This is a genomic window from Mesorhizobium sp. USDA 4132, from assembly GCF_056279545.1.
This window is the reverse complement of record NZ_JBWCCP010000001.1, coordinates 2,265,967-2,283,972: the sequence shown is the minus strand read 5'-3', so window position 1 is coordinate 2,283,972 and position 18,006 is coordinate 2,265,967. Positions and strand designations below refer to the sequence as shown.

The following is an 18,006-nucleotide window of genomic DNA, read 5'->3' as shown; positions in this document are numbered from 1 at the left end:
GGATTATCGTTTATAGGTGGGGGTGACGAAGGGAAGGGCGGCGACCGTGACGGGCAGATATTTGCCGCGCACCTCCGCAAAAATCTGGCAGCCGGGTTCGGCAAAGCGGGTCGGCACGTAGCCCATGGCGACGGGGCCTTCGACCGAGGGGCCGAATGTGCCGGAGGTGACTTCGCCGAGTTCGGTCTGGCCCTCGGCGTCGGCGTAAAGTTTTGCATGGGCGCGGATGGGCGCCTTGCCCTCCGGCTTCAGGCCGACGCGGCGGCGGGAGGTGCCGTTCGCCAGTTCGTCGAGGATGCGGTCGGCGCCCGGAAAACCGCCGGCGCGGACGCCTCCGGTCCGGCGGGGCTTCTGGATCGCCCATTCGAGCGCAGCCTCAATCGGGGTGGTGGTCGTGTCGATGTCGTTGCCATAGAGGCAGAGGCCGGCTTCAAGCCGCAGCGAATCGCGGGCGCCGAGGCCGATCGGCTGGCAGTGCAGGTCTTCGAGCAGCGCCTTGGCGATCTGCTCGGCCTGGTCTGCCGGAACCGAAATCTCGAACCCGTCCTCGCCGGAATAACCTGAGCGGGAGACGATACAGTCGACATCGTGCAGAGACGCGTCGCGGACGTCCATGAACTTCATGGAGGTGACATCCGGCCAGAGAGCAGCCAGAACCGCTTCGGCGCGTGGTCCCTGGAGGGCAAGGAGCCCGCGGTCTTCGAGGAGTTCGACGTCGCAACTGGAAAGATGCGCCCGCAGATGGGCGAGATCAGCCTCCTTGCAGGAGGCGTTGACGACGACAAACAGGTGATCGCCGCGATTGGTGATCATCAGGTCGTCAAGGATGCAGCCGTTGTCGTCGGTGAAGAAGCCGTAGCGCTGGCGACCGGGTTTCAGGCCGAGAATATCGACCGGCACCAGGCTTTCGAGCGCAAGTGCCGCATCCTCATAAGCGCCGGATTTCGCACGGATGACGACCTGACCCATGTGGGAAACGTCGAAAAGGCCGGCGGCGGTGCGCGTTTGCAGATGTTCCTTCAACACGCCGGCCGGATATTGCACTGGCATGTCGTAGCCGGCAAAGGGCACCATCCTGGCGCCGAGCGACAGATGGAGGGCGTGAAGCGGGGTTGTCTTGAGAACGGTCTGATCGTCCAAGGACGCCTCCAGGGTTGGCGCATTTCAAGCGCCGGCTCAGATTCAGGCGCAATGACGCACCGGTTTATGAGCCCCCTCTGTCCTTGTCGCCTGAGATTGTTATCCCTTCGGCGGGCCCTCTTCGGGCCTCTCTCCAGAGTTCCTGTCGGTCGACTGCTGGTCCTTTTGCCTGAGAGTTTCCGGGGCGGTTGCTCCTTCGGCACCGCATTGAAGCGGCTTCTCCCAGCGAGTCTGGGTGGTATTATCGGCCTCGATCGCCATTTGGCAAGCCCTGCATGTCGCACCGAACACTATTTTTGTCGCAACGCAGCAAACGCGATTTGATCTAATGCAATGCGGGGTGAAATGGGTTCTGTATCACGCGACAAAAGGGCTTTTGCGCTTTATCGTGATTTGGATTATTCCCGCATCACTCGAACAGGCGAAACGATGACGGCAAGACTGGACATGGCGGCGACCTCAACGCGCATTTTCTGCGCGATGCTGCTGCTTTTGCTGGGGTTTGCCCATCAGCCCGTGCAGGCTTCCGCGCCGCTCGATTCCTACAGCGAAGCCTATCGGCTGCCGGACGGCACATTTGCCGATATCTGTTCCGATGGCGACCACGGCCATCGGATGCCAGCGGCAAAACCGCTCTGCGAAGTCTGCCTGCTCTCCGCCTCGGTCATCCTGCCGCCGCCGGAGGATGAAGCCTTACTTACGGCAGCGCGCGCGTCGCTTGCCAATCCCCTGCGCCAGTTTTCCGAACTGCTCGGTACGACCGCCGTGGCCCGGCCCAAATCCCGTGCTCCGCCGATCTCGATCTGATCCTTTAACGCTCTCAGATCAATCGCGGCCGACCGGCACAGATGCCGTCACCGTATGGGGATATTCCATGAAGACTTTCACCAAACTCGTTTTCGTCAGCATTTTCGCGGCGACCGGCATTATTATTGCGGGAGCTACGGCCGCTCAGGACGCGCCCACCAAGGTCGGCGACCTGGAAGTTACGGGCGCCTTCACCAAGGCGATGCTGCCCGGCCAGCCGGTCGGCGGCGGTTATTTCACCATCAAGAATAACGGCAAATCCGACGACATGCTGACGTCGGTCTCGTCGCCGGTCGCGGGCACCGTGGAGATGCACGAGATGGCGATGCAGGGCGAGGTAATGAAAATGCGCAAGCTCGATACCGGCATAGCCATCCCCGCGGGCAAGACCGTCGAGCTGACGCCCGGCGGACTGCACCTGATGTTCATCAAGGTCAAGGAACCCTTCAAGCAGGGCGGCAAGGTGCCGGTAACACTGACCTTCGAGAAGACCGGCAAGGTGGATATCACGCTGCCGGTCGAGGCGGCGGGACCGGCCGGCCACGAGCACAAGTGAATTCGATGGAGCCCGCTCTTGGGAGCGGGCTCTTCGTTCCTAGCGAAGCAGTTTGAGGCTACCGGTCAACGACTTTATCCATTTCGAAGGTCCGGCGAGGCCAAGGCCGTCGATCTCTTCCTCCGCAAGATCGCGATCGGGGAAGGCCGCCTCGTAGTCGCGGTAGTCGTGCAGCGATCTGGCGAAAGCCGGAAAGGGGACGATCGCGTGGTCCTGCAGCGGCAACAGCGCCTTCAGCATCAAAGAGCGGATCGTCTCTGCCTGCGCCTGCAGGATCGGCACCGGCAGGGCGGAACTGATATCGATCGTCCGGTTTTCGCGATCGGTCAGCCGGCGGGCGGCAAGTGCCGGCATGCGCGCACCGAGGCCGACCGAGATGGCGCCGACCGTGTTGGCGACGAGGCCGAGCGGCAGGGCGGGGTTGACGATGATTGCGAGGCGGATGTCGTCGGTCATGGGCGGGCAGGGTATCCATCAGTGGAAGAGGACCGGCAGCCTACTCCGGATCGGCCGGTCGATCCTGCCTTTCTCTTCCCGTTTTCGGCGTTTATAGGTAGGATCTACCTGAATGACTGGAGATATGGGTAGATTTTATGGCGAACGACATTGAGCCGGCGGACATACGAATTCTGGAAGCGTTGCAGGAAGACGGCCGGCTGACCAATCAGGCGCTGGCCGACAAGGTCGGGCTTTCGACCTCGCCGAGTTGGCGACGCGTGCGGCATCTCGAAGAGACGGGCGTCATCCACGGCTATAAGGCAGTGCTGAACCGAAAGGCGATTGGCCTCGGCGTGCTCGCCTTCATCCGCGTCAAGATCGACAGCCACAGCGAGGAAGAGGCGGAAGCTTTCGCAGCCGAGGTGATCGGCCTCGACGAGGTGGTCGCCTGCTACAGCATCGCGGGAGACGCGGATTTCCTGTTGCAGGTCGTCTCACCCGATCTCGACGCCTATGCGGATTTCGCCATGTCGACGCTGCGGCGATTGCCGCGCATCAAGGAAATGCAGACGACCTTCGTCCTCAAGGAGATCAAGGCTTTCGATGGCCTTCCATTGCGTTTCGCGGACAAGCGGACCCAGGAAACCAACGGATTTGCCGGCCGGGTAGCGCATTCAGAGTGACTGGCGCCGCGCGGACGACAACCGGAAGGGCTTTAGAAATTGCTTCGATACAACCTGATCGAGTTGCATCAATGAATCTTAACAGAAGTCCGCGATGAATAACGCCCAAGACCTCTCATAAAAGGTTTCGGCAATGGAACTGCGACGTTCTCGGGTGATTGCGGCGGCCGTTTTCCTCGGCCTGCTCGGGGCAATCATTCCGATTGCCGCGATGGTCTATATTTCATGGCTCATCACGGTCGAGAAACAGCAGGACAATCTCGAGCGGATCGCGCAGCAGACGATCACGCGTGCGAGCAGGACGTTCGAGGATGCGCGGGCAGCGCTCGATTCGCTCGCCTATCCGCGCCTGGTACCCTGTTCGGACCAGCATATCGCCCGCATGCGGGTGATCGCCTTCAACACGCCCTCGGTCAAGGAAGTCGGTTATTTCGAAAACGGCCTGCTGAAATGCACCTCCTGGGGGATCGAGGAGCGCAAGGTCGACCGGCCGTGGATCGACTACATGACGCCTGACGGCGTGGAAGTCGCCACCCGCGTGCAGCCGGCGGTCAGCATGGGCAATCCGATGATGGCGCTGCACTACGGCCCCTATAACGTGCTGGTCGATCCTGCCCGTTTCGTCGACATCCTGGCAGATGCCGACATCTCGCTGGCGCTCGCCAACCGGCAGGGCATGCTGATCAACGAACTCAATTCCCCGGAAACGGCCCTCGTCAATGCGCTGATCGACGAGCCGAAGAACGGCATGACGTCCTCGGTGCTTTACGCGATCGCGCGCGACAAGGGATTGATCGCGATCGCCATGGAGCCACGCTCCAACCTTGCCGGCAGGCTCCAGGCGGAACAGTTCCTGCTGCTGCCGGTCGGCGCCTTCATCGCCATCTTCATCGTCGGCGTCGTGATCTGGCTCTCCAGGAAGCGGCTGTCACCGCTCGGTGAACTGGTGATCGCGGTGCGCAAGCGCGAATTCATCGTCCACTATCAGCCGATCATCGAACTGAAGACTGGCATCTGCGTCGGCGCGGAAGCCCTGGTGCGCTGGCGCAGGCCGGATGGATCGCTGGTGCGCCCGGATCTGTTCATCCCGCTTGCCGAGGAGAGCGGACTCATCCTGCCGATTACCGACCAGGTCGTCGAGGCTGTCATCGCCGATCTCGGGGCGCTGCTCGCGGCCGACCGATCGCTGCATATCGCCATCAACCTCTGCGCCGACGACGTCACGTCCGGCCGTATTCTCGATGTTCTCGGCGACAAGCTTCCCAAGACGGAGATCGCGGCGGGGCAGATCTGGCTGGAGGCGACCGAACGCGGCTTCATCGATATAGAGGCGGCGCGGGCGACGCTGGCCCGCGCCCGGGAACGCGGCCATCTGGTGGCGATCGACGATTTCGGCACCGGATATTCAAGCCTGCAATATCTGCAGGGATTGCCGATGGATGCATTGAAGATCGACAAGTCCTTTGTGGACACGATCGGCCGCAACAGCGCCACCAGTTCGGTCACCGGCCATATCATCGAAATGGCGAAGACGCTCGATCTGCAGATCGTCGCCGAAGGCGTGGAGACGCAGGAGCAGGCGGATTATCTGAAGGCTCACGATGTGCAGTTTGGCCAAGGCTGGCTGTTTTCGAAACCGCTTCCGGCCGTGGATTTCATCGACTACCACCGAAACGCAAAAGCCCGCTCGGGGAGCGGGCGGGAGAATATCCGGTCGGTGGCGGCGTGAATGTGGCGGCGTGAAAACTGCGGGAAGAAGATCAGTCTTCGAGGTCGCGATAGGCTGACTGTGCCTGGGAGAAAGTCGCCTGCGGATGATGATGCTGGTCGGTCGTCAGCACATCGATCGAGACCGTCGTGGCTGGGATCATAAATTCGATATCGCCGGGGTCGCCGGCATTTTCGGCGCGACGGGCATTGCGCTCGGAGTCGGCCTTGATGTCCTTGACCTGATCCTTGACGGAGAGGCGTCGTCCGGGCTTCAGCGCCTCGATGGCAAGTGCGGCGGTGTTCGCCGATATGGTGACCAGTTGCGTCATGGCGCCTGTCGCGTCTTTTCTCAGAATATGATAATTACGCCGACCCTGATTTGTTCCCGTTTAAATAAAATGCAGGCATTTTATCGATTTGACGATTTCCGGTTTTGGCCTACAGAAAACCCCCATGAACAATATGCTTCTCGTCGCCATCGGCGGAGCCATCGGCTCTGTCTGCCGCTATATCGTCGGGTTCTGGGCGCTGCGCCTGTGGGGGGCTGCCTTTCCCTGGGGAACGCTTGCCGTCAACATCGCCGGCTCGTTCGCGATCGGCTTTCTCGCCGAACTCATCGTCCGACGGTACGATGCATCGCCCGAGATGCGGCTGCTGATCATCACCGGCTTTCTCGGCGGCTTCACGACGTTCTCAGCCTTTTCGCTGGATGTCGTGTCGCTGCTGGAGCGGGGTGCGACCATGGTCGGCGTCACCTATATCGTCGCGAGCGTGGTGATCGCGCTCGGTGCCGTCTTCGCCGGACTGGCGCTCGGGCGGGCAATGCTCTAAAGACCGGGCAAAGGCCGTTGGCCCACATCCAGATATGAAAGAGCTTTGATGGCAGGCATCGAGCATATCCGCGTCGAAGCGGACGAAGCGGGAATGCGTCTCGACCGCTGGTTCAAGATCCATTACCCGGGCCTCGGCTTCGGGCCGCTGCAGAAACTGCTGCGTTCCGGACAGGTGCGCGTCGACGGCGGACGGGTAAAATCCGACGCCCGCGTACAACCGGGACAGACGGTGCGCATTCCGCCGATGGAGGTCGACGCCAAGAAGACCGGGCCGATCGCCGGCAAGGATCTCAAGCATTCCAGCGATTTCGAACTCTTGTCGCGCATGGTGCTGCACGAGGACGAGAAGGTGATCGTGCTCAACAAGCCGGCTGGCCTTGCCGTGCAGGGCGGATCGGGCGTCGCACGCCATATCGACCAGATGCTCGACAGCTGGATCAGCCCCAAGGGTGAAAAACCGCGGCTGGTCCACCGGCTCGACCGCGACACGTCAGGCGTGCTGGTGATCGCCCGCACCCGGGGTGCTGCGCAGAAGCTGACCGCCGCCTTCCGCGAGCGCGATACCAAGAAGACCTACTGGGCACTGGTCAAGGGCGTGCCGCGCAAGCACGAGGACAAGATCTCCACCTGGCTGGTCAAGGAACAGACGCCGGATGGCGACCGGATGCGGATCGCCAGGCACGGCGAGGACGGCGCCGATCACGCGGTGTCCTATTACCGGGTGCTGGAAATGGCGGCGCAGACGCTCTGCTGGCTGGAGATGGAGCCCTATACCGGCCGTACCCATCAGCTGCGCGTCCATGCGCTGCATATTGGCCATCCGATCATCGGCGACCCGAAATATTTCGACGACGATCACAACTGGGATTTTCCGGGCGGCATCCAGAAGAAGCTGCATCTGCACGCGCGCCATATCGACATTCCGCACCCGAACGGCGGACGGCTGAAGGTCACTGCACCTTTGCCGCCGCATATGGTGCAGAGCTGGAACCTTCTCGGCTTCGACATGGAAAACGGCCGCAGGGACGACGACGAATGAAACTGGTCCTTTTCGATTGCGACGGCACGCTGGTCGACAGCGCCAACCTGATCCATGAAACCATGCGCCGCAGCTTTGCCCATTTCGGCAAGCCTGAGCCGAAGGTGGAAGACACCAAGGCGATCATCGGGCTGACGCTCGATATCGCGATTGCCCGCATGCAGGGCAAGCCGCACGCGGATGACGAGGCCGTCGAGATGATGGCCTATTACAAGACGCTGTTTGCCGTCGTCCGCCAGGACCTGGATTTCAAGGAACCGTTGTTCGAAGGGATTCGCGAGCTGATCGACGCGATCGGACCGCGCGAGGACCTGCTGATCGGCGCGGTCACCGGCAAATCCCGGCGCGGCCTGAAGCTGGTGATGGAGACGCACGGCTTCGACAAATATTTCGTCGTGTCGCGCACCGCCGACGACTGCCCATCGAAGCCGCATCCGGCGATGGTGACCGAATGCTGCGACGAGACCGGTATGAAACCTTCCGACACTCTTGTCATAGGCGATGCGATTTACGATATGCAGATGGCGAAAGCAGCCGGCGCCACGGCGATCGGCGTTGCCTGGGGTTATGCCTCGGTGGACGAGCTGAACAAGGCCGGAGCCGACGCGATCATCCATCATCCGAGCGAGTTGCTGAGCCATATCGGCTGAGGTTTTATTGCCATGCGTGACATGTTTCCCGATCCATCCGAAGCGCTGAGCCATCCGGACCCGACGCGGCGGGCGCAGATCCAGATGCACAAGCCGCTGCCGAAGCGCTTCTACAGCCAAGTCTCGGTCGCCGAGGGCGAGGGTGGCCATGCCATCCATCTCGACGGCCGGCCGGTCAGGACGCCTGCGAAGAAAGCACTCGTGGCTCCGACGGCCCGGCTTGCCGAACTGATCCGCGACGAGTGGGCCAATCAGGTGGACGTGATCGACCCGAGCACCATGCCGGTGACGCGGCTCGTCAATACCGCGATCGACGGCATCGCCACCGACCCCCAAGCGGTGTTCGAGGATATCCTGAGGTTCTCTTCGAGCGACCTGCTCTGCTACCGCGCCGAGACACCGGAAAACCTGGTCGCTCGCCAGAGCGAACAATGGGATCCGATCGTTGACTGGGCCGCCAACGAACTCGGCGCCCGCTTCATCCTGGTCGAGGGCGTGATGCCGCAGGAGCAGCCGAAGGAGGCGACCGCCGCCTTTGCGGTGACGCTGAAGAAATACGATACGCCGATCGAACTCGCCGTGCTGCACACGGTGACGACGCTGACCGGTTCGGCGATCCTGGCACTTGCGTTTGCGGAAGGCCGGCTCACCGCCGACGAGGCCTGGACGCTCGCCCATCTCGACGAGGACTGGACGATCGAACATTGGGGCGCGGATGCGGAAGCCGAGCATCGACGCGCCAAGCGGCTCGAGGAAATGCGGGCGGCGACCGAAACTTTTCTTGCGTTGAGGCCCTCTGCTTAATCGTTCTCTAACCGTGTTCGTTGGAACATCTGAAGGTGCCGTTTTGCAGGTTCCTTCATGCTCCGTCGTCTCTCTCGTTTCTGTCTTGTTGCTTTGACGGTCTTGCCGTTGATGTCGTTCCGCCTGGAACAGGCAAACACGGCGCAGGAAAAACTTCTCTACGACGTGCGCGGCGCCTTCGTGACCGCGCGGCCGGATGTGCCGAAGGGATTGGTGATCGCCACCGACATGCTGGTCGACGAGGCGATCCGCGCCACCACCAGGTCGATCGCCCTGCCGCGGACGATCATCTCGGTGCGAATAGACGAGATGTCGCACATGCCGATGCTGATCGGCAGCCGGCATGAGGCGAAGGTGACGGTACAGGCGATATCGGTGAACACCGGCGAACCGATCGCCAGGGGAACATTCAAGACGTCGATCTACCTGCTGGACGGGGATACCGCGGATCGTGACCTCGCCGAAAAGATCGCCGACCGCATCGCCGGCGAATTCCGCCTCGACGGCCAGCGCCGCCCGACAATGGCGACGGCTTTGTTTCCGTGAGCCTTAGGAAACGTATTTGTGCAGGATCGAATTGATCAGCGTCTGATAGGGCATGCCCTGTTCCAGCGCCTTGGCTTTCAGGCGCGCGAGATCTCTTTCCGGAATGGAAATGGAAATCCTCTGCCGCTTGCCGTCGATCGCGTTACGCGCGGCATCCTGCCAGAGACGTTTGCGTTCTTCGATTTCACCAACAGGCACCCATTCATCGGTCTCCGAGAGCGCGATGATTTCCTGCTCACTCAGTTCACTGCCAAGTTTGCTCTTGCTCACGGCTTCTTACCGCCTTGCGACTGGGGAAAAAGGTTTTCAGAAAAACCCCTCGCTCCGTTTCGACATATGGCACTATGAAGGCATAGCCTTCGATTTCCACGACTAATTGACGCTGATGCGCATACCGCTCGATATTCACGTGGCGGCGGTCATCAAGGAGCATGCCCTCACTCAAGGCGATCACGATTCTCTCGAAGCCGAAACCGAACTTCTGTTTGAGAAGATCATTCTTTTCGTCCGACCAGTGAATCTCCATGCATATGGAATATATATCCGAGACTACTGTTGATCAAGCGCCTAGCCCAGCCGTTCCGCGTGCCAGCGCAGATGGTCGTCCATGAAGGTCGAGATGAAATAATAGGAGTGATCGTAGCGCTCGTGCATCCGCAGCGTCACGCTGATATCCGTTCCCTTGGCCGCTTCCTCGAACAGCCAAGGGCGCAGGCCGTTTTCGAGAAAGCCGTCGGCCTTGCCCTGGTCGATCAGGAATTCCGGAAAACGCGCACCGTCCTCGACCAGTGCGCAGGCATCGTATTGCCGCCAGGCTGAGCGGTCGGCGCCCAGATATTTCTCGAAGGCGGGCGCCGACCAGTCGGCGGTCGAGGGCTCGACGATCGGCGCGAAGGCAGAGCAGCTCTTGAAGCGGTCGGGGTTCCGGAGCGCGATCGTCATGGCGCCATGGCCGCCCATGGAATGGCCGAAAATGCTCTGGCGGTCCATGTCCATGCGAAAATGCTGGCTGACGAAATTCGGCAGTTCCTCGGTGATGTAGGTGTACATCTGGTAGTGCTCGGCCCACGGCTTTTCCGTTGCATCGAGATAGAAGCCGGCGCCCTTGCCCATCTGCCAGTTGGTGAGTTCGTCGGGTACGTCATTGCCGCGCGGGCTGGTATCCGGGCAGATGACGATCAGGCCGAGTTCCGCGGCCATCCGCCTGTATTCGCCCTTTTCCATGACGTTGGCATGGGTGCAGGTAAGGCCCGATAGATACCAGACGACGGGGCAAGGCTCCCTGATTGCCTGAGGCGGCACGAAGACGGCGAAGGTCATCTCGCATTTGCAGGCTTCGGATTCGTGCATGAACACGCCCTGCATGCCGCCGAAGGCGGTGTTCTGGGAAAGGACCTTCATCGTGCTCCTCGAAAATATCAATTGCCCATCGACACGACGGCGTTGACGGCCGCGGCGACAAGGACGGTGTTGAAAAAGAATGACACGACCGCATGCACGAGATTGATGCGGCGCATGTCGGTCGTGGTGATCTGGACGTCCGATGTCTGGGCGGTCATTCCGATGACGAACGAGAAGTAGAGAAAATCGTAGGCGCCGGGCTCGTCGGTTTCGGGAAAATCGAGGCCGCCTCGCTTCGCCTCATTCTCTTCGGCCTGCTCGTCCGGCCGCCAGAAGCGATGGGCGTAATGCATGGCGAACATCGTATGGATCGTCAGCCAGCCGAGCACGACGGATGCGAAGGCTAGCGAGACGGAGGCAAGGCCCGCAGGCTGCGAACGGTTCAGCGCTTCGAACAGCGAAACCACGGCGGCGGCAACGGCGAGCAACGTTACCCCTAAGATGACCGGCGCAGGCTCGTCGTCGTTTTGGCCTTTCTTTCTGAACGTGGCGCCATCGAGCTTCGGGATGCGGGCGGCCATCATGACGAGATAGATCAGGAAGAAGACGATGACCGCGATGCCGGGCGCAAGTTGCGGCACGGAAAGGAACAGGAACGGCAGACAGACCAGCGAAGCGATGGTGCCGGCGAAGAACGGGCCATGCCGGTGATAGGTCAGTTTGCGCCAGGGGCTCGGCATCCGGGTTTTCCGATCGCTCACGTGGCTGATTTGGCGCGGCGGCAGAGCCTGTCCAGCGTTTCCAGGAATTTCGAGCGGTCGCGCGGCGAAAAGGCGGCGTTATAGCCCTTGCTTTCGCCTGTTTCGCGCAGATGTGCTCCGAGATCGCGCATGGCGCTCGCCATGCCGATATTGGTTTCATCGAAGACCCTGCCGGTCGGGCCGGTCACCAGCGCGCCTGAGGCAACGCAGCGTACCGCCAGCGGCACGTCGGCGGTGACGACGATATCGGCGGGGCCGGCGCGTTCGGCGATCCAGTTGTCGGCGGCGTCGAAACCGGCGGAGACGATGACATTATGGACCATCGGGTCGCGGGACGGGCGAAGGCCGGAATTGGCGACGAACGTCACTTCGAAGTTATGGCGTTCCGCGACTTTCAGGATCTCCGGCTTGACCGGACAGGCATCGGCATCGACGTAGATCATGGATGGATACTCCGGCCTCAACCCGGTCGGCTCCCCGAATGGGGGGAGGCAACGCAGCCCGCCCCGGCGGGCCGCGCGCGGGAAGCGGTATCAGGCTACGGCGGTCGTCTGGTCGTCGACCGTTGCGCCGGGTACGTTCTTCTTGATGGATTCTATGGCCGACACGGCAGAAGCCTTGGCCGAATAACCTTCAGAGGAGAACATGGTCTGACCGTTCGGAGCCTTGAAGCGGAAACGGTATTCCCCGGCCTTGTCCTTATAAATCTCGAATTTGTACATCTTCTGCATCTCCCATTCATCGGAGTTGAAATCGTGGACTTATTCGTAACAATGAGGCGCGTTCCGGAAAGCACCCGATACCGCGCTCAGTAAATCACTACGCTGCGAATCGATTCGCCGCCATGCATCAGCTCGAAACCCTTGTTGATGTCCTCGAGCGGCATCGTGTGGGTGATCATGGGGTCGATCTCGATCTTGCCCTCCATGTACCAGTCGACGATCTTCGGCACGTCGGTGCGGCCGCGAGCGCCGCCAAAGGCCGTGCCCATCCAGGTGCGGCCGGTGACGAGCTGGAAGGGACGGGTGGAAATTTCCTGACCGGAGCCGGCAACGCCTATTACCACCGACTTGCCCCAGCCGCGATGCGAGGCTTCGAGCGCCTGGCGCATGACCTTGGTATTGCCGGTGCAGTCGAACGTATAGTCGGCTCCGCCGATCTGGTCGGCGCCGCGCTTCGTCAGGTTGACGAGATAGGGAACGATATCGCCGTCGACTTCCTTCGGGTTGACGAAATGGGTCATGCCGAAGCGTTCGCCCCAGGCCTTCTTGTCGTTGTTGAGGTCGACGCCGATGATCATGTCGGCGCCGGCAAGCCGCAGGCCCTGGATGACGTTCAAACCGATGCCGCCGAGCCCGAAGACGATGGCTGTCGCACCGATCTCCACCTTGGCGGTGTTGATGACCGCACCAATGCCCGTGGTGACGCCGCAGCCGATGTAGCAGACCTTGTCGAAGGGGGCGTCCGGGTTGATCCTGGCGACCGCGATCTCCGGAAGAACCGTATAGTTCGCAAAGGTCGAGCAGCCCATATAGTGATGGATCTTGTCCTTGCCGATCGAGAAGCGCGAGGTGCCGTCTGGCATCAGCCCCTGGCCCTGGGTGGAGCGGATGGCGGTGCAGAGATTGGTCTTGCGCGACAGGCAGGAGGGGCATTCGCGGCATTCCGGCGTATAGAGCGGAATGACGTGATTGCCCTTCTTGACAGAGGTGACGCCGGGGCCGACGTCGACGACGATGCCGGCGCCCTCGTGGCCGAGGATCGCCGGGAAGAGGCCTTCCGGATCGGCGCCGGACAGGGTGAAATCGTCGGTATGGCAGATGCCGGTCGCCTTCACCTCGATCAGTACTTCGCCGGCGCGGGGGCCTTCGAGCTGTACGGTCATGACTTCGAGCGGTTTGCCAGCCTGAACGGCGACGGCGGCGCGGACATCCATGATGTTCTCCCTTGAGGCTTTATAGATTCGGCGCGACCTTGGCACAGGCGAGGGGGCCGGCTCAAGCCGGAACGAGCCGTTCGCGGTCGCATTTCGGTGAGCGGATCAAGGACCGATAAGCGGCACGTGCGGAGACGTCGTGCGCGGCGTCAGACCGGTCAGGCGCGGATCGTCCAGCACTTCGACCATCAGCGCGTAGGGCGTGAAGCCGGACCGTTGATAGAACTGCATTGCGGCCGGGTGGTCGAAGTGACAGGTATGCACCCAGAAACGACGGATCGGATGCGCCCAGGCCCTCTCGATCGCCCAGTTCATCATGAAACGGCCGGCGCCCTTGCCGATCGCACCGGCGACGAGGCCGAAATAGACGAGCTCGCATTCGCCCTGTTGACGGAAATCGAGCTCTAGGAGGCCGATCCGGCGGCCGCCGTCGAGAAGCACGTAAATCTCGACCCGCGGATCGTTGAGGACCGAGGCAAGTTCGTCGTCGCTCATGACCAGCCGCGAGACCCACATCCAGTTCTCGCCGACCGCCCGGAACAGCGCGCGATATTCGTCGGGAGCAGGAGACTGCCAGCGTTCCAGGGTAAGCGTGTCCGGCGCCGTCGCGGTTTTCCTGCGCGGCTTCTCGAACATTTCGAGGCAGGTCACGACGGTGGCAATCTTGCCCGGAGGTACGGCGGAATAGCCGGATGATAGTGCGGGGTTTTCGCTTTTCATGTAACCTTTGGAGCCGCTTGGCGGGTTGATGTCAATGGGCGGAGACGGCGATATCGAGTGATATGGAGCGCGGGTGATCAGCCGAACAGGCGGTCGCAGGCGTAGACAAGACCGTAGGAATGGATGGCGACCGCGGCATAGAGGCCGAGGCCTGCCATCAACCGCTCGCCGGGATGCATTTGCTCAAGGGTTTCGCGCGGCTTGACGGACGAAAAGCCGATCAGGCTCATCAGCGTGAACACGGCAAGTGCCGCGATCAGGGCGGTGGAGGACAGCCCGATCCGGTAGCCGACCCACAACATCAAGAGCGTAATTCCGAAGCTGCCGGCGACGAGCAGGCTGCGGGTCGGAAAGATCTGCCTCAGTACCCTGCCGCCGTCGAAGCGGTACATGGGCAGAAGATTGAGGAGGTTGAAGGCACCTAATATTAGCAGGAAGACCAGCGCGGGTTGCCGCAGCGACGAAGAAAACAGGTGGGTGGCTGAGAGATCGTGGACGGAAATCACCACCGGCACGAGAAAGGCGGACATACCTGCGCCCATGAGCGCGCAGGTGGCGACTTCGAAGCGGCTGTTGTAGGGCCGACCGCCGATGGCGATGCCTCCAAGAAGCGGAACGAAGATCATCCTGACCCTCTCATGCCCGAAGGCGCGATAGGCGGCCATGTGCCCCAGTTCATGCAGCACGATGACCACCGTCAGAATCGTGGAGATCGTCAGACCTGCCGCAGTCAGCCCGAAAAAGGGCCAGAGCAGCAGCGTCGAGAGGAGTGCCAGGACTATCTGGGTGAGCGGATGTTCGATCATGCCGCCTGTTTTCGGCCGGCCGTTTTTCAGCCATGCAGTCAGCGACGAGAGCTCGCGGCGGATCATGAAATAACGAAACAGGTAAACGCCGAGGCCGCGATAGTTGTCCGTCTGGGCAAGGGTGATCGTGGAACCGCCCAGGCGCGGCCGACACGGCGCGGTATTCCTCGAAGTTGCGCCAGAAAGAAATGTCGAGCGCGGTGTCGTCCACCACGCGTGCACGGCTCTCGAAGCTGAGCTGGGCACTATCGACAGTTTCGTCCACCTTGAAGACCCGCCGGATCGGCGCACCGTGCCGGTCGGGATGGCTGTAAGCGATCTCTATCCCGCCGCGGTTCCCTTCCATCCAGGAGGAGAGGATCGAAGGGTTCCAGCTCGCCTCTTCGCCGCCGGGGTGAAAGGCGCGCCAGAGACGTTCCGGAGCGATTTCGAGCGTCCGATGCAGCGTGATGGTGCGGCGGCCGACGGGTGCTGCCATCAGCAGCCAGAGCAGGCCGAGATTGATCGTCAGCAACAGGACGGCGGAGACAATAGGCGTCATATCGACCTCGGGAGCCTGTCGGCTCGCGATTGGCCGATCATCACAGACACCATTAGGCCGATTGATTTTCCAGGCGGTTTAGCCAACCGATAAAATGCGAACGAGCAGCCGTGCAACGCGTCGCGACCGGCTGTTTGTCAGGCCGCCACCTCTCGCGTCAGCCGATGCCCGGCATCGGTCACCAGCCAGGGACCGGAGCGCAGCACTTCCTTCGGCCTTTCATAGGTCGCCACCGCCGCGATCATCTCCCGCCAGGCGGGATGATGGGCTCTAGCATCGGTCAGTTCATCGATCTCGCGCAGGACCAGCGCTTCGACCGGCGAGAGCAGCAGCCGGCCTCGCTCCATCGCGCCGCGCAGCACCCGCCAGATATAGGTGAGATCAAAGGCTGTGATGCCGGCAGAGGCGGGGCGGGCGGCATGATAGGCACCGCGTGCCCCAGGATCGAGGGCCAGGCGAACCTGGTCGAGCGCAAAGGCCGACAGGCTCTCCGGTACCTCGGACGCCACTTCCATAGCATGCAGAAGCAATTCGAGCTCCAGCGCGGAACGAACGGCTCCGTCGACGGCGATCGTGCGCATTAACCAGCCAGCCTTTGCGTCGTCAATGCGCCTCATCGGATCGGTGTCACACACGAGATATGCCGCCAGGCTTTCGACGAAGTAGGTCGACCATTCGGGGCTTTGTTCGGGACAGGAATCATTCAGCGCAAAAAGGACAAGCGCATCTTCGGAGGAGCAAATGCCGTCCGGGAACGCATATTTGCGCAGCATCAAAATATCGTCGGCCACAATCCGACCCTTCCCGGCGATGACACATGCCGGAAAAGAAAAGCGGAACCCGCTCATCTTCATTTCTCCGTTTCATCATGAAACTGAATGTGGGGGATAAATGAGAGAAGTTGAGAGGCAGAAAAGAAGCGCGGTTAACCGGCGGGAAACAAGGCCGTCAAACAGTTTCGAGCTGCTTCGATTTGGAACGTTCCCGCCAGATGATGAACAGGCCGGAGGCGACGATGACGGCGATGCCGAGCCATTTGGAGGTGGTCGGGAAGTCGCCGAACAGGGCGTAACCGAGCACGGTCGCCGAGATGATCTCGAAATACTGGAAGGGTGCCAGCAGTGAAAGCGGCGCCAGCCGGAAGGCCCGCACCACGAGCAGATGCATGTAGCCTGAAATGGAACCGAGCAGCATCAGCAGGATGAGACCGAGCCAAGAGGCGGGGAGCGACGGCGCGAAATCCGCGGCCCCAGCGTTATCTCCGGCCACTAGCGCCGCCGCCATGAACAGCGTGCCGCCGACGCCTGCCATGGTCTGCATGACCAGCGGCGAGTCGGCCTCGCCGATCGCGCGGTTGAGGAACAGGTAGAGCGTGTAGAGGAAGGCGCAGGCGACCGGCAGCAGCGCCGTCCCGCCGAAGATCGCATAGCTCGGCTGGATGACGATCATGGCGCCACTGAAACCGACGACGATCGCCAGCCACCGCCGCCGGCCGACCTTTTCCCGCAAGAAGATCGCCGACATCATGGTGAGCATGAAGGGTTCGACGAAATAGATGGCGAAGACATCGGCGAGCGGCATGTATTTGACGGCCGCGAAGAACATCAGGCTGGCGGCCGCATGCAGCACGCCGCGCAGCAGGTTCATCCACGGGCGCTTCGGCCGGAAGATGGCAGCCCCGGTGAAGACGACAAGCGGCAGGATGCAGACGAGCTGAAAGAAGAACCTGAAGAATGTCACCTGCGCGGGCGACATCGCCTCGAAGGTCGCCATATATTTGGCGATGGCATCCATCAACGGCAGGATGACCATGCAGGTGGCCATGATGGCCATGCCCTTCAGCGGATTTTCAGGTGTGGAAGAGGGCATGCCCGGCACTTTCGAGGAACCGGGTTCTTCAACCACAGCGGGCGGCAATGTTCAAGCCAAGATCAGGTTACAGCTGCTTCGGAAACCGAGGCACCGAAGATTTCCTCGAAAGCTTCACGCAGGCGCATATCCACGTCGGCCATCATCACCGGAAGGCCGAGATCGACGAGGCTCGTCACGCCGTAAGCACTGATGCCACAGGGGACGATGCCGGTGAAATGCGAGAGGTCCGGTTCGACATTGAGAGAGAGTCCGTGGAAGCTGACCCAGCGGCGCAGCCGGATGCCGAGCGCGGCAATCTTGTCCTCCGCCATCGAACCGTCCAGCAGAAGCGGTTTTTCCGGCCGGCGCACCCAGACGCCGACGCGGTCCTCGCGCCGCTCGCCGCGCACGTTCATCATGTCGAGGGTGCGGATTATCAACTCCTCGAGCGCCGCCACATAGGCGCGCACGTCCTGGCGCCGGCGTTTGAGATCCAGCATCACGTAAGCGACGCGCTGGCCGGGACCATGATAGGTGTATTCGCCGCCGCGGCCTGTGGAAAACACCGGAAACCGGTCCGGGTCGATCAGGTCCGCGGCGTCGGCGCTGGTGCCGGCGGTATAGAGCGGCGGGTGTTCGAGCAGCCAGACGAGTTCGTCGGCTCGGCCATCGGCGATCGCCGCCACCTCACGCTCCATCTCTGCAACCGCTTCCTCATAGGGAACGAGTCCATCGGAGATTCGCCAGCGCACCGGAGGCGAGCCTGTTTGCGGCAGCATGGACAGATTGAGGTCGGTGCGTGTGAGCATGGAAATCTTCTGGCAAAAACAAAAGGGTGCGGCAA

Annotated in this window: 24 protein-coding genes and 2 riboswitches; of the genes, 9 read left to right on the top strand and 15 right to left on the bottom strand. The window is 61.5% G+C overall.

Annotated features, from left to right (window positions below; translation table 11 throughout):
• Window positions 1-3 precede the first annotated feature (3 nt).
• Window positions 4-1,140: a glycine cleavage system aminomethyltransferase GcvT gene (gcvT, locus tag ACZ9IU_RS11810; protein WP_038543156.1), complete on the bottom strand. Its 1,137-nt coding sequence runs from the start codon at window positions 1,138-1,140 to the stop codon at window positions 4-6.
• A 67-nt stretch (window positions 1,141-1,207) separates the two neighbouring features.
• Window positions 1,208-1,287, bottom strand: a riboswitch (glycine riboswitch).
• Window positions 1,288-1,375, bottom strand: a riboswitch (glycine riboswitch).
• Window positions 1,376-1,569: 194 nt separating this feature from the next.
• On the opposite strand from gcvT, the gene ACZ9IU_RS11805 reads away from it, so the two are divergent.
• On the top strand, window positions 1,570-1,947 hold the full coding sequence (locus ACZ9IU_RS11805; RefSeq protein ID WP_051899721.1) for a hypothetical protein: 378 nt from the start codon (window positions 1,570-1,572) through the stop codon (window positions 1,945-1,947).
• A 67-nt stretch (window positions 1,948-2,014) separates the two neighbouring features.
• Complete coding sequence (locus ACZ9IU_RS11800; protein ID WP_038543153.1) at window positions 2,015-2,503, top strand: copper chaperone PCu(A)C; 489 nt, start codon at window positions 2,015-2,017, stop codon at window positions 2,501-2,503.
• Window positions 2,504-2,542: 39 nt separating this feature from the next.
• Here the strand turns inward: ACZ9IU_RS11800 and ACZ9IU_RS11795 are convergent, their stop codons facing one another.
• The gene (locus ACZ9IU_RS11795) at window positions 2,543-2,959 is read right to left on the bottom strand and encodes a DUF2000 domain-containing protein (RefSeq protein WP_038543151.1); all 417 of its coding nucleotides are present in this window, start codon (window positions 2,957-2,959) and stop codon (window positions 2,543-2,545) included.
• A gap of 137 nt (window positions 2,960-3,096) precedes the next feature.
• Here ACZ9IU_RS11795 and ACZ9IU_RS11790 point away from each other — a divergent pair, with 137 nt between their 5' ends.
• Window positions 3,097-3,624, top strand: a complete 528-nt coding sequence (locus ACZ9IU_RS11790) for an Lrp/AsnC family transcriptional regulator (RefSeq protein ID WP_051899720.1) — start codon at window positions 3,097-3,099, stop codon at window positions 3,622-3,624.
• Window positions 3,625-3,757: 133 nt separating this feature from the next.
• Entirely contained in the window at window positions 3,758-5,353 is a 1,596-nt protein-coding gene (locus ACZ9IU_RS11785; RefSeq protein WP_038543149.1) for an EAL domain-containing protein, read from the top strand.
• A 31-nt stretch (window positions 5,354-5,384) separates the two neighbouring features.
• On the opposite strand, the gene ACZ9IU_RS11780 is transcribed toward ACZ9IU_RS11785, so the two are convergent.
• The gene (locus tag ACZ9IU_RS11780; RefSeq protein WP_038543147.1) at window positions 5,385-5,663 is read right to left on the bottom strand and encodes a hypothetical protein; all 279 of its coding nucleotides are present in this window, start codon (window positions 5,661-5,663) and stop codon (window positions 5,385-5,387) included.
• Between the two features lie 124 nt (window positions 5,664-5,787).
• Here ACZ9IU_RS11780 and crcB point away from each other — a divergent pair, with 124 nt between their 5' ends.
• From crcB to ACZ9IU_RS11755, 5 genes are all read left to right on the top strand, one after another.
• Window positions 5,788-6,165, top strand: coding sequence for a fluoride efflux transporter CrcB (gene crcB / locus ACZ9IU_RS11775; RefSeq protein ID WP_038543145.1), 378 nt, complete (start codon window positions 5,788-5,790; stop codon window positions 6,163-6,165).
• Between the two features lie 48 nt (window positions 6,166-6,213).
• Window positions 6,214-7,206, top strand: a complete 993-nt coding sequence (locus ACZ9IU_RS11770) for an RluA family pseudouridine synthase (protein WP_038543142.1) — start codon at window positions 6,214-6,216, stop codon at window positions 7,204-7,206.
• Window positions 7,203-7,856: an HAD family hydrolase gene (locus ACZ9IU_RS11765; RefSeq protein ID WP_038543139.1), complete on the top strand. Its 654-nt coding sequence runs from the start codon at window positions 7,203-7,205 to the stop codon at window positions 7,854-7,856. The genes ACZ9IU_RS11770 and ACZ9IU_RS11765 overlap by 4 nt, the downstream gene beginning before the upstream one ends.
• 12 nt (window positions 7,857-7,868) lie before the next feature.
• The gene (locus ACZ9IU_RS11760) at window positions 7,869-8,660 is read left to right on the top strand and encodes an ATP12 family chaperone protein (protein ID WP_038543137.1); all 792 of its coding nucleotides are present in this window, start codon (window positions 7,869-7,871) and stop codon (window positions 8,658-8,660) included.
• Between the two features lie 111 nt (window positions 8,661-8,771).
• Complete coding sequence (locus ACZ9IU_RS11755; RefSeq protein WP_051899719.1) at window positions 8,772-9,206, top strand: hypothetical protein; 435 nt, start codon at window positions 8,772-8,774, stop codon at window positions 9,204-9,206.
• 3 nt (window positions 9,207-9,209) lie between these two features.
• Here ACZ9IU_RS11755 and ACZ9IU_RS11750 read toward each other — a convergent pair whose 3' ends face one another.
• The 12 genes from ACZ9IU_RS11750 to lipB form a co-directional block, all read right to left on the bottom strand.
• Window positions 9,210-9,476, bottom strand: coding sequence for a CopG family antitoxin (locus ACZ9IU_RS11750; protein WP_038543133.1), 267 nt, complete (start codon window positions 9,474-9,476; stop codon window positions 9,210-9,212).
• Complete coding sequence (locus ACZ9IU_RS11745) at window positions 9,451-9,732, bottom strand: hypothetical protein (RefSeq protein ID WP_038543131.1); 282 nt, start codon at window positions 9,730-9,732, stop codon at window positions 9,451-9,453. Before ACZ9IU_RS11745 ends, ACZ9IU_RS11750 begins: the two co-directional genes overlap by 26 nt.
• 41 nt (window positions 9,733-9,773) lie before the next feature.
• Window positions 9,774-10,607 (bottom strand): S-formylglutathione hydrolase, encoded by an 834-nt coding sequence (gene fghA / locus ACZ9IU_RS11740; RefSeq protein ID WP_038543130.1) that lies wholly within the window; start codon window positions 10,605-10,607, stop codon window positions 9,774-9,776.
• Between the two features lie 17 nt (window positions 10,608-10,624).
• Complete coding sequence (locus tag ACZ9IU_RS11735) at window positions 10,625-11,287, bottom strand: DUF1345 domain-containing protein (protein ID WP_038543127.1); 663 nt, start codon at window positions 11,285-11,287, stop codon at window positions 10,625-10,627.
• A 17-nt stretch (window positions 11,288-11,304) separates the two neighbouring features.
• Complete coding sequence (locus tag ACZ9IU_RS11730; protein WP_038543124.1) at window positions 11,305-11,751, bottom strand: YaiI/YqxD family protein; 447 nt, start codon at window positions 11,749-11,751, stop codon at window positions 11,305-11,307.
• 90 nt (window positions 11,752-11,841) lie between these two features.
• A complete protein-coding gene (locus ACZ9IU_RS11725) occupies window positions 11,842-12,030 on the bottom strand; it encodes a YegP family protein (protein ID WP_038549224.1) in 189 nt (62 codons plus the stop codon).
• A gap of 86 nt (window positions 12,031-12,116) precedes the next feature.
• On the bottom strand, window positions 12,117-13,244 hold the full coding sequence (locus tag ACZ9IU_RS11720) for an S-(hydroxymethyl)glutathione dehydrogenase/class III alcohol dehydrogenase (protein WP_038543123.1): 1,128 nt from the start codon (window positions 13,242-13,244) through the stop codon (window positions 12,117-12,119).
• Window positions 13,245-13,349: 105 nt separating this feature from the next.
• The gene (locus ACZ9IU_RS11715; protein WP_038543121.1) at window positions 13,350-13,964 is read right to left on the bottom strand and encodes a GNAT family N-acetyltransferase; all 615 of its coding nucleotides are present in this window, start codon (window positions 13,962-13,964) and stop codon (window positions 13,350-13,352) included.
• Between the two features lie 77 nt (window positions 13,965-14,041).
• Window positions 14,042-14,770, bottom strand: a complete 729-nt coding sequence (locus ACZ9IU_RS11710; RefSeq protein WP_498957211.1) for a zinc metalloprotease — start codon at window positions 14,768-14,770, stop codon at window positions 14,042-14,044.
• 678 nt (window positions 14,771-15,448) lie between these two features.
• On the bottom strand, window positions 15,449-16,102 hold the full coding sequence (locus ACZ9IU_RS11705) for a hypothetical protein (protein ID WP_157885131.1): 654 nt from the start codon (window positions 16,100-16,102) through the stop codon (window positions 15,449-15,451).
• Window positions 16,103-16,259: 157 nt separating this feature from the next.
• Window positions 16,260-17,180, bottom strand: a complete 921-nt coding sequence (locus ACZ9IU_RS11700) for a DMT family transporter (protein WP_038543117.1) — start codon at window positions 17,178-17,180, stop codon at window positions 16,260-16,262.
• A 62-nt stretch (window positions 17,181-17,242) separates the two neighbouring features.
• Window positions 17,243-17,971 (bottom strand): lipoyl(octanoyl) transferase LipB, encoded by a 729-nt coding sequence (gene lipB, locus ACZ9IU_RS11695; protein WP_038543116.1) that lies wholly within the window; start codon window positions 17,969-17,971, stop codon window positions 17,243-17,245.
• Window positions 17,972-18,006: the final 35 nt, after the last annotated feature.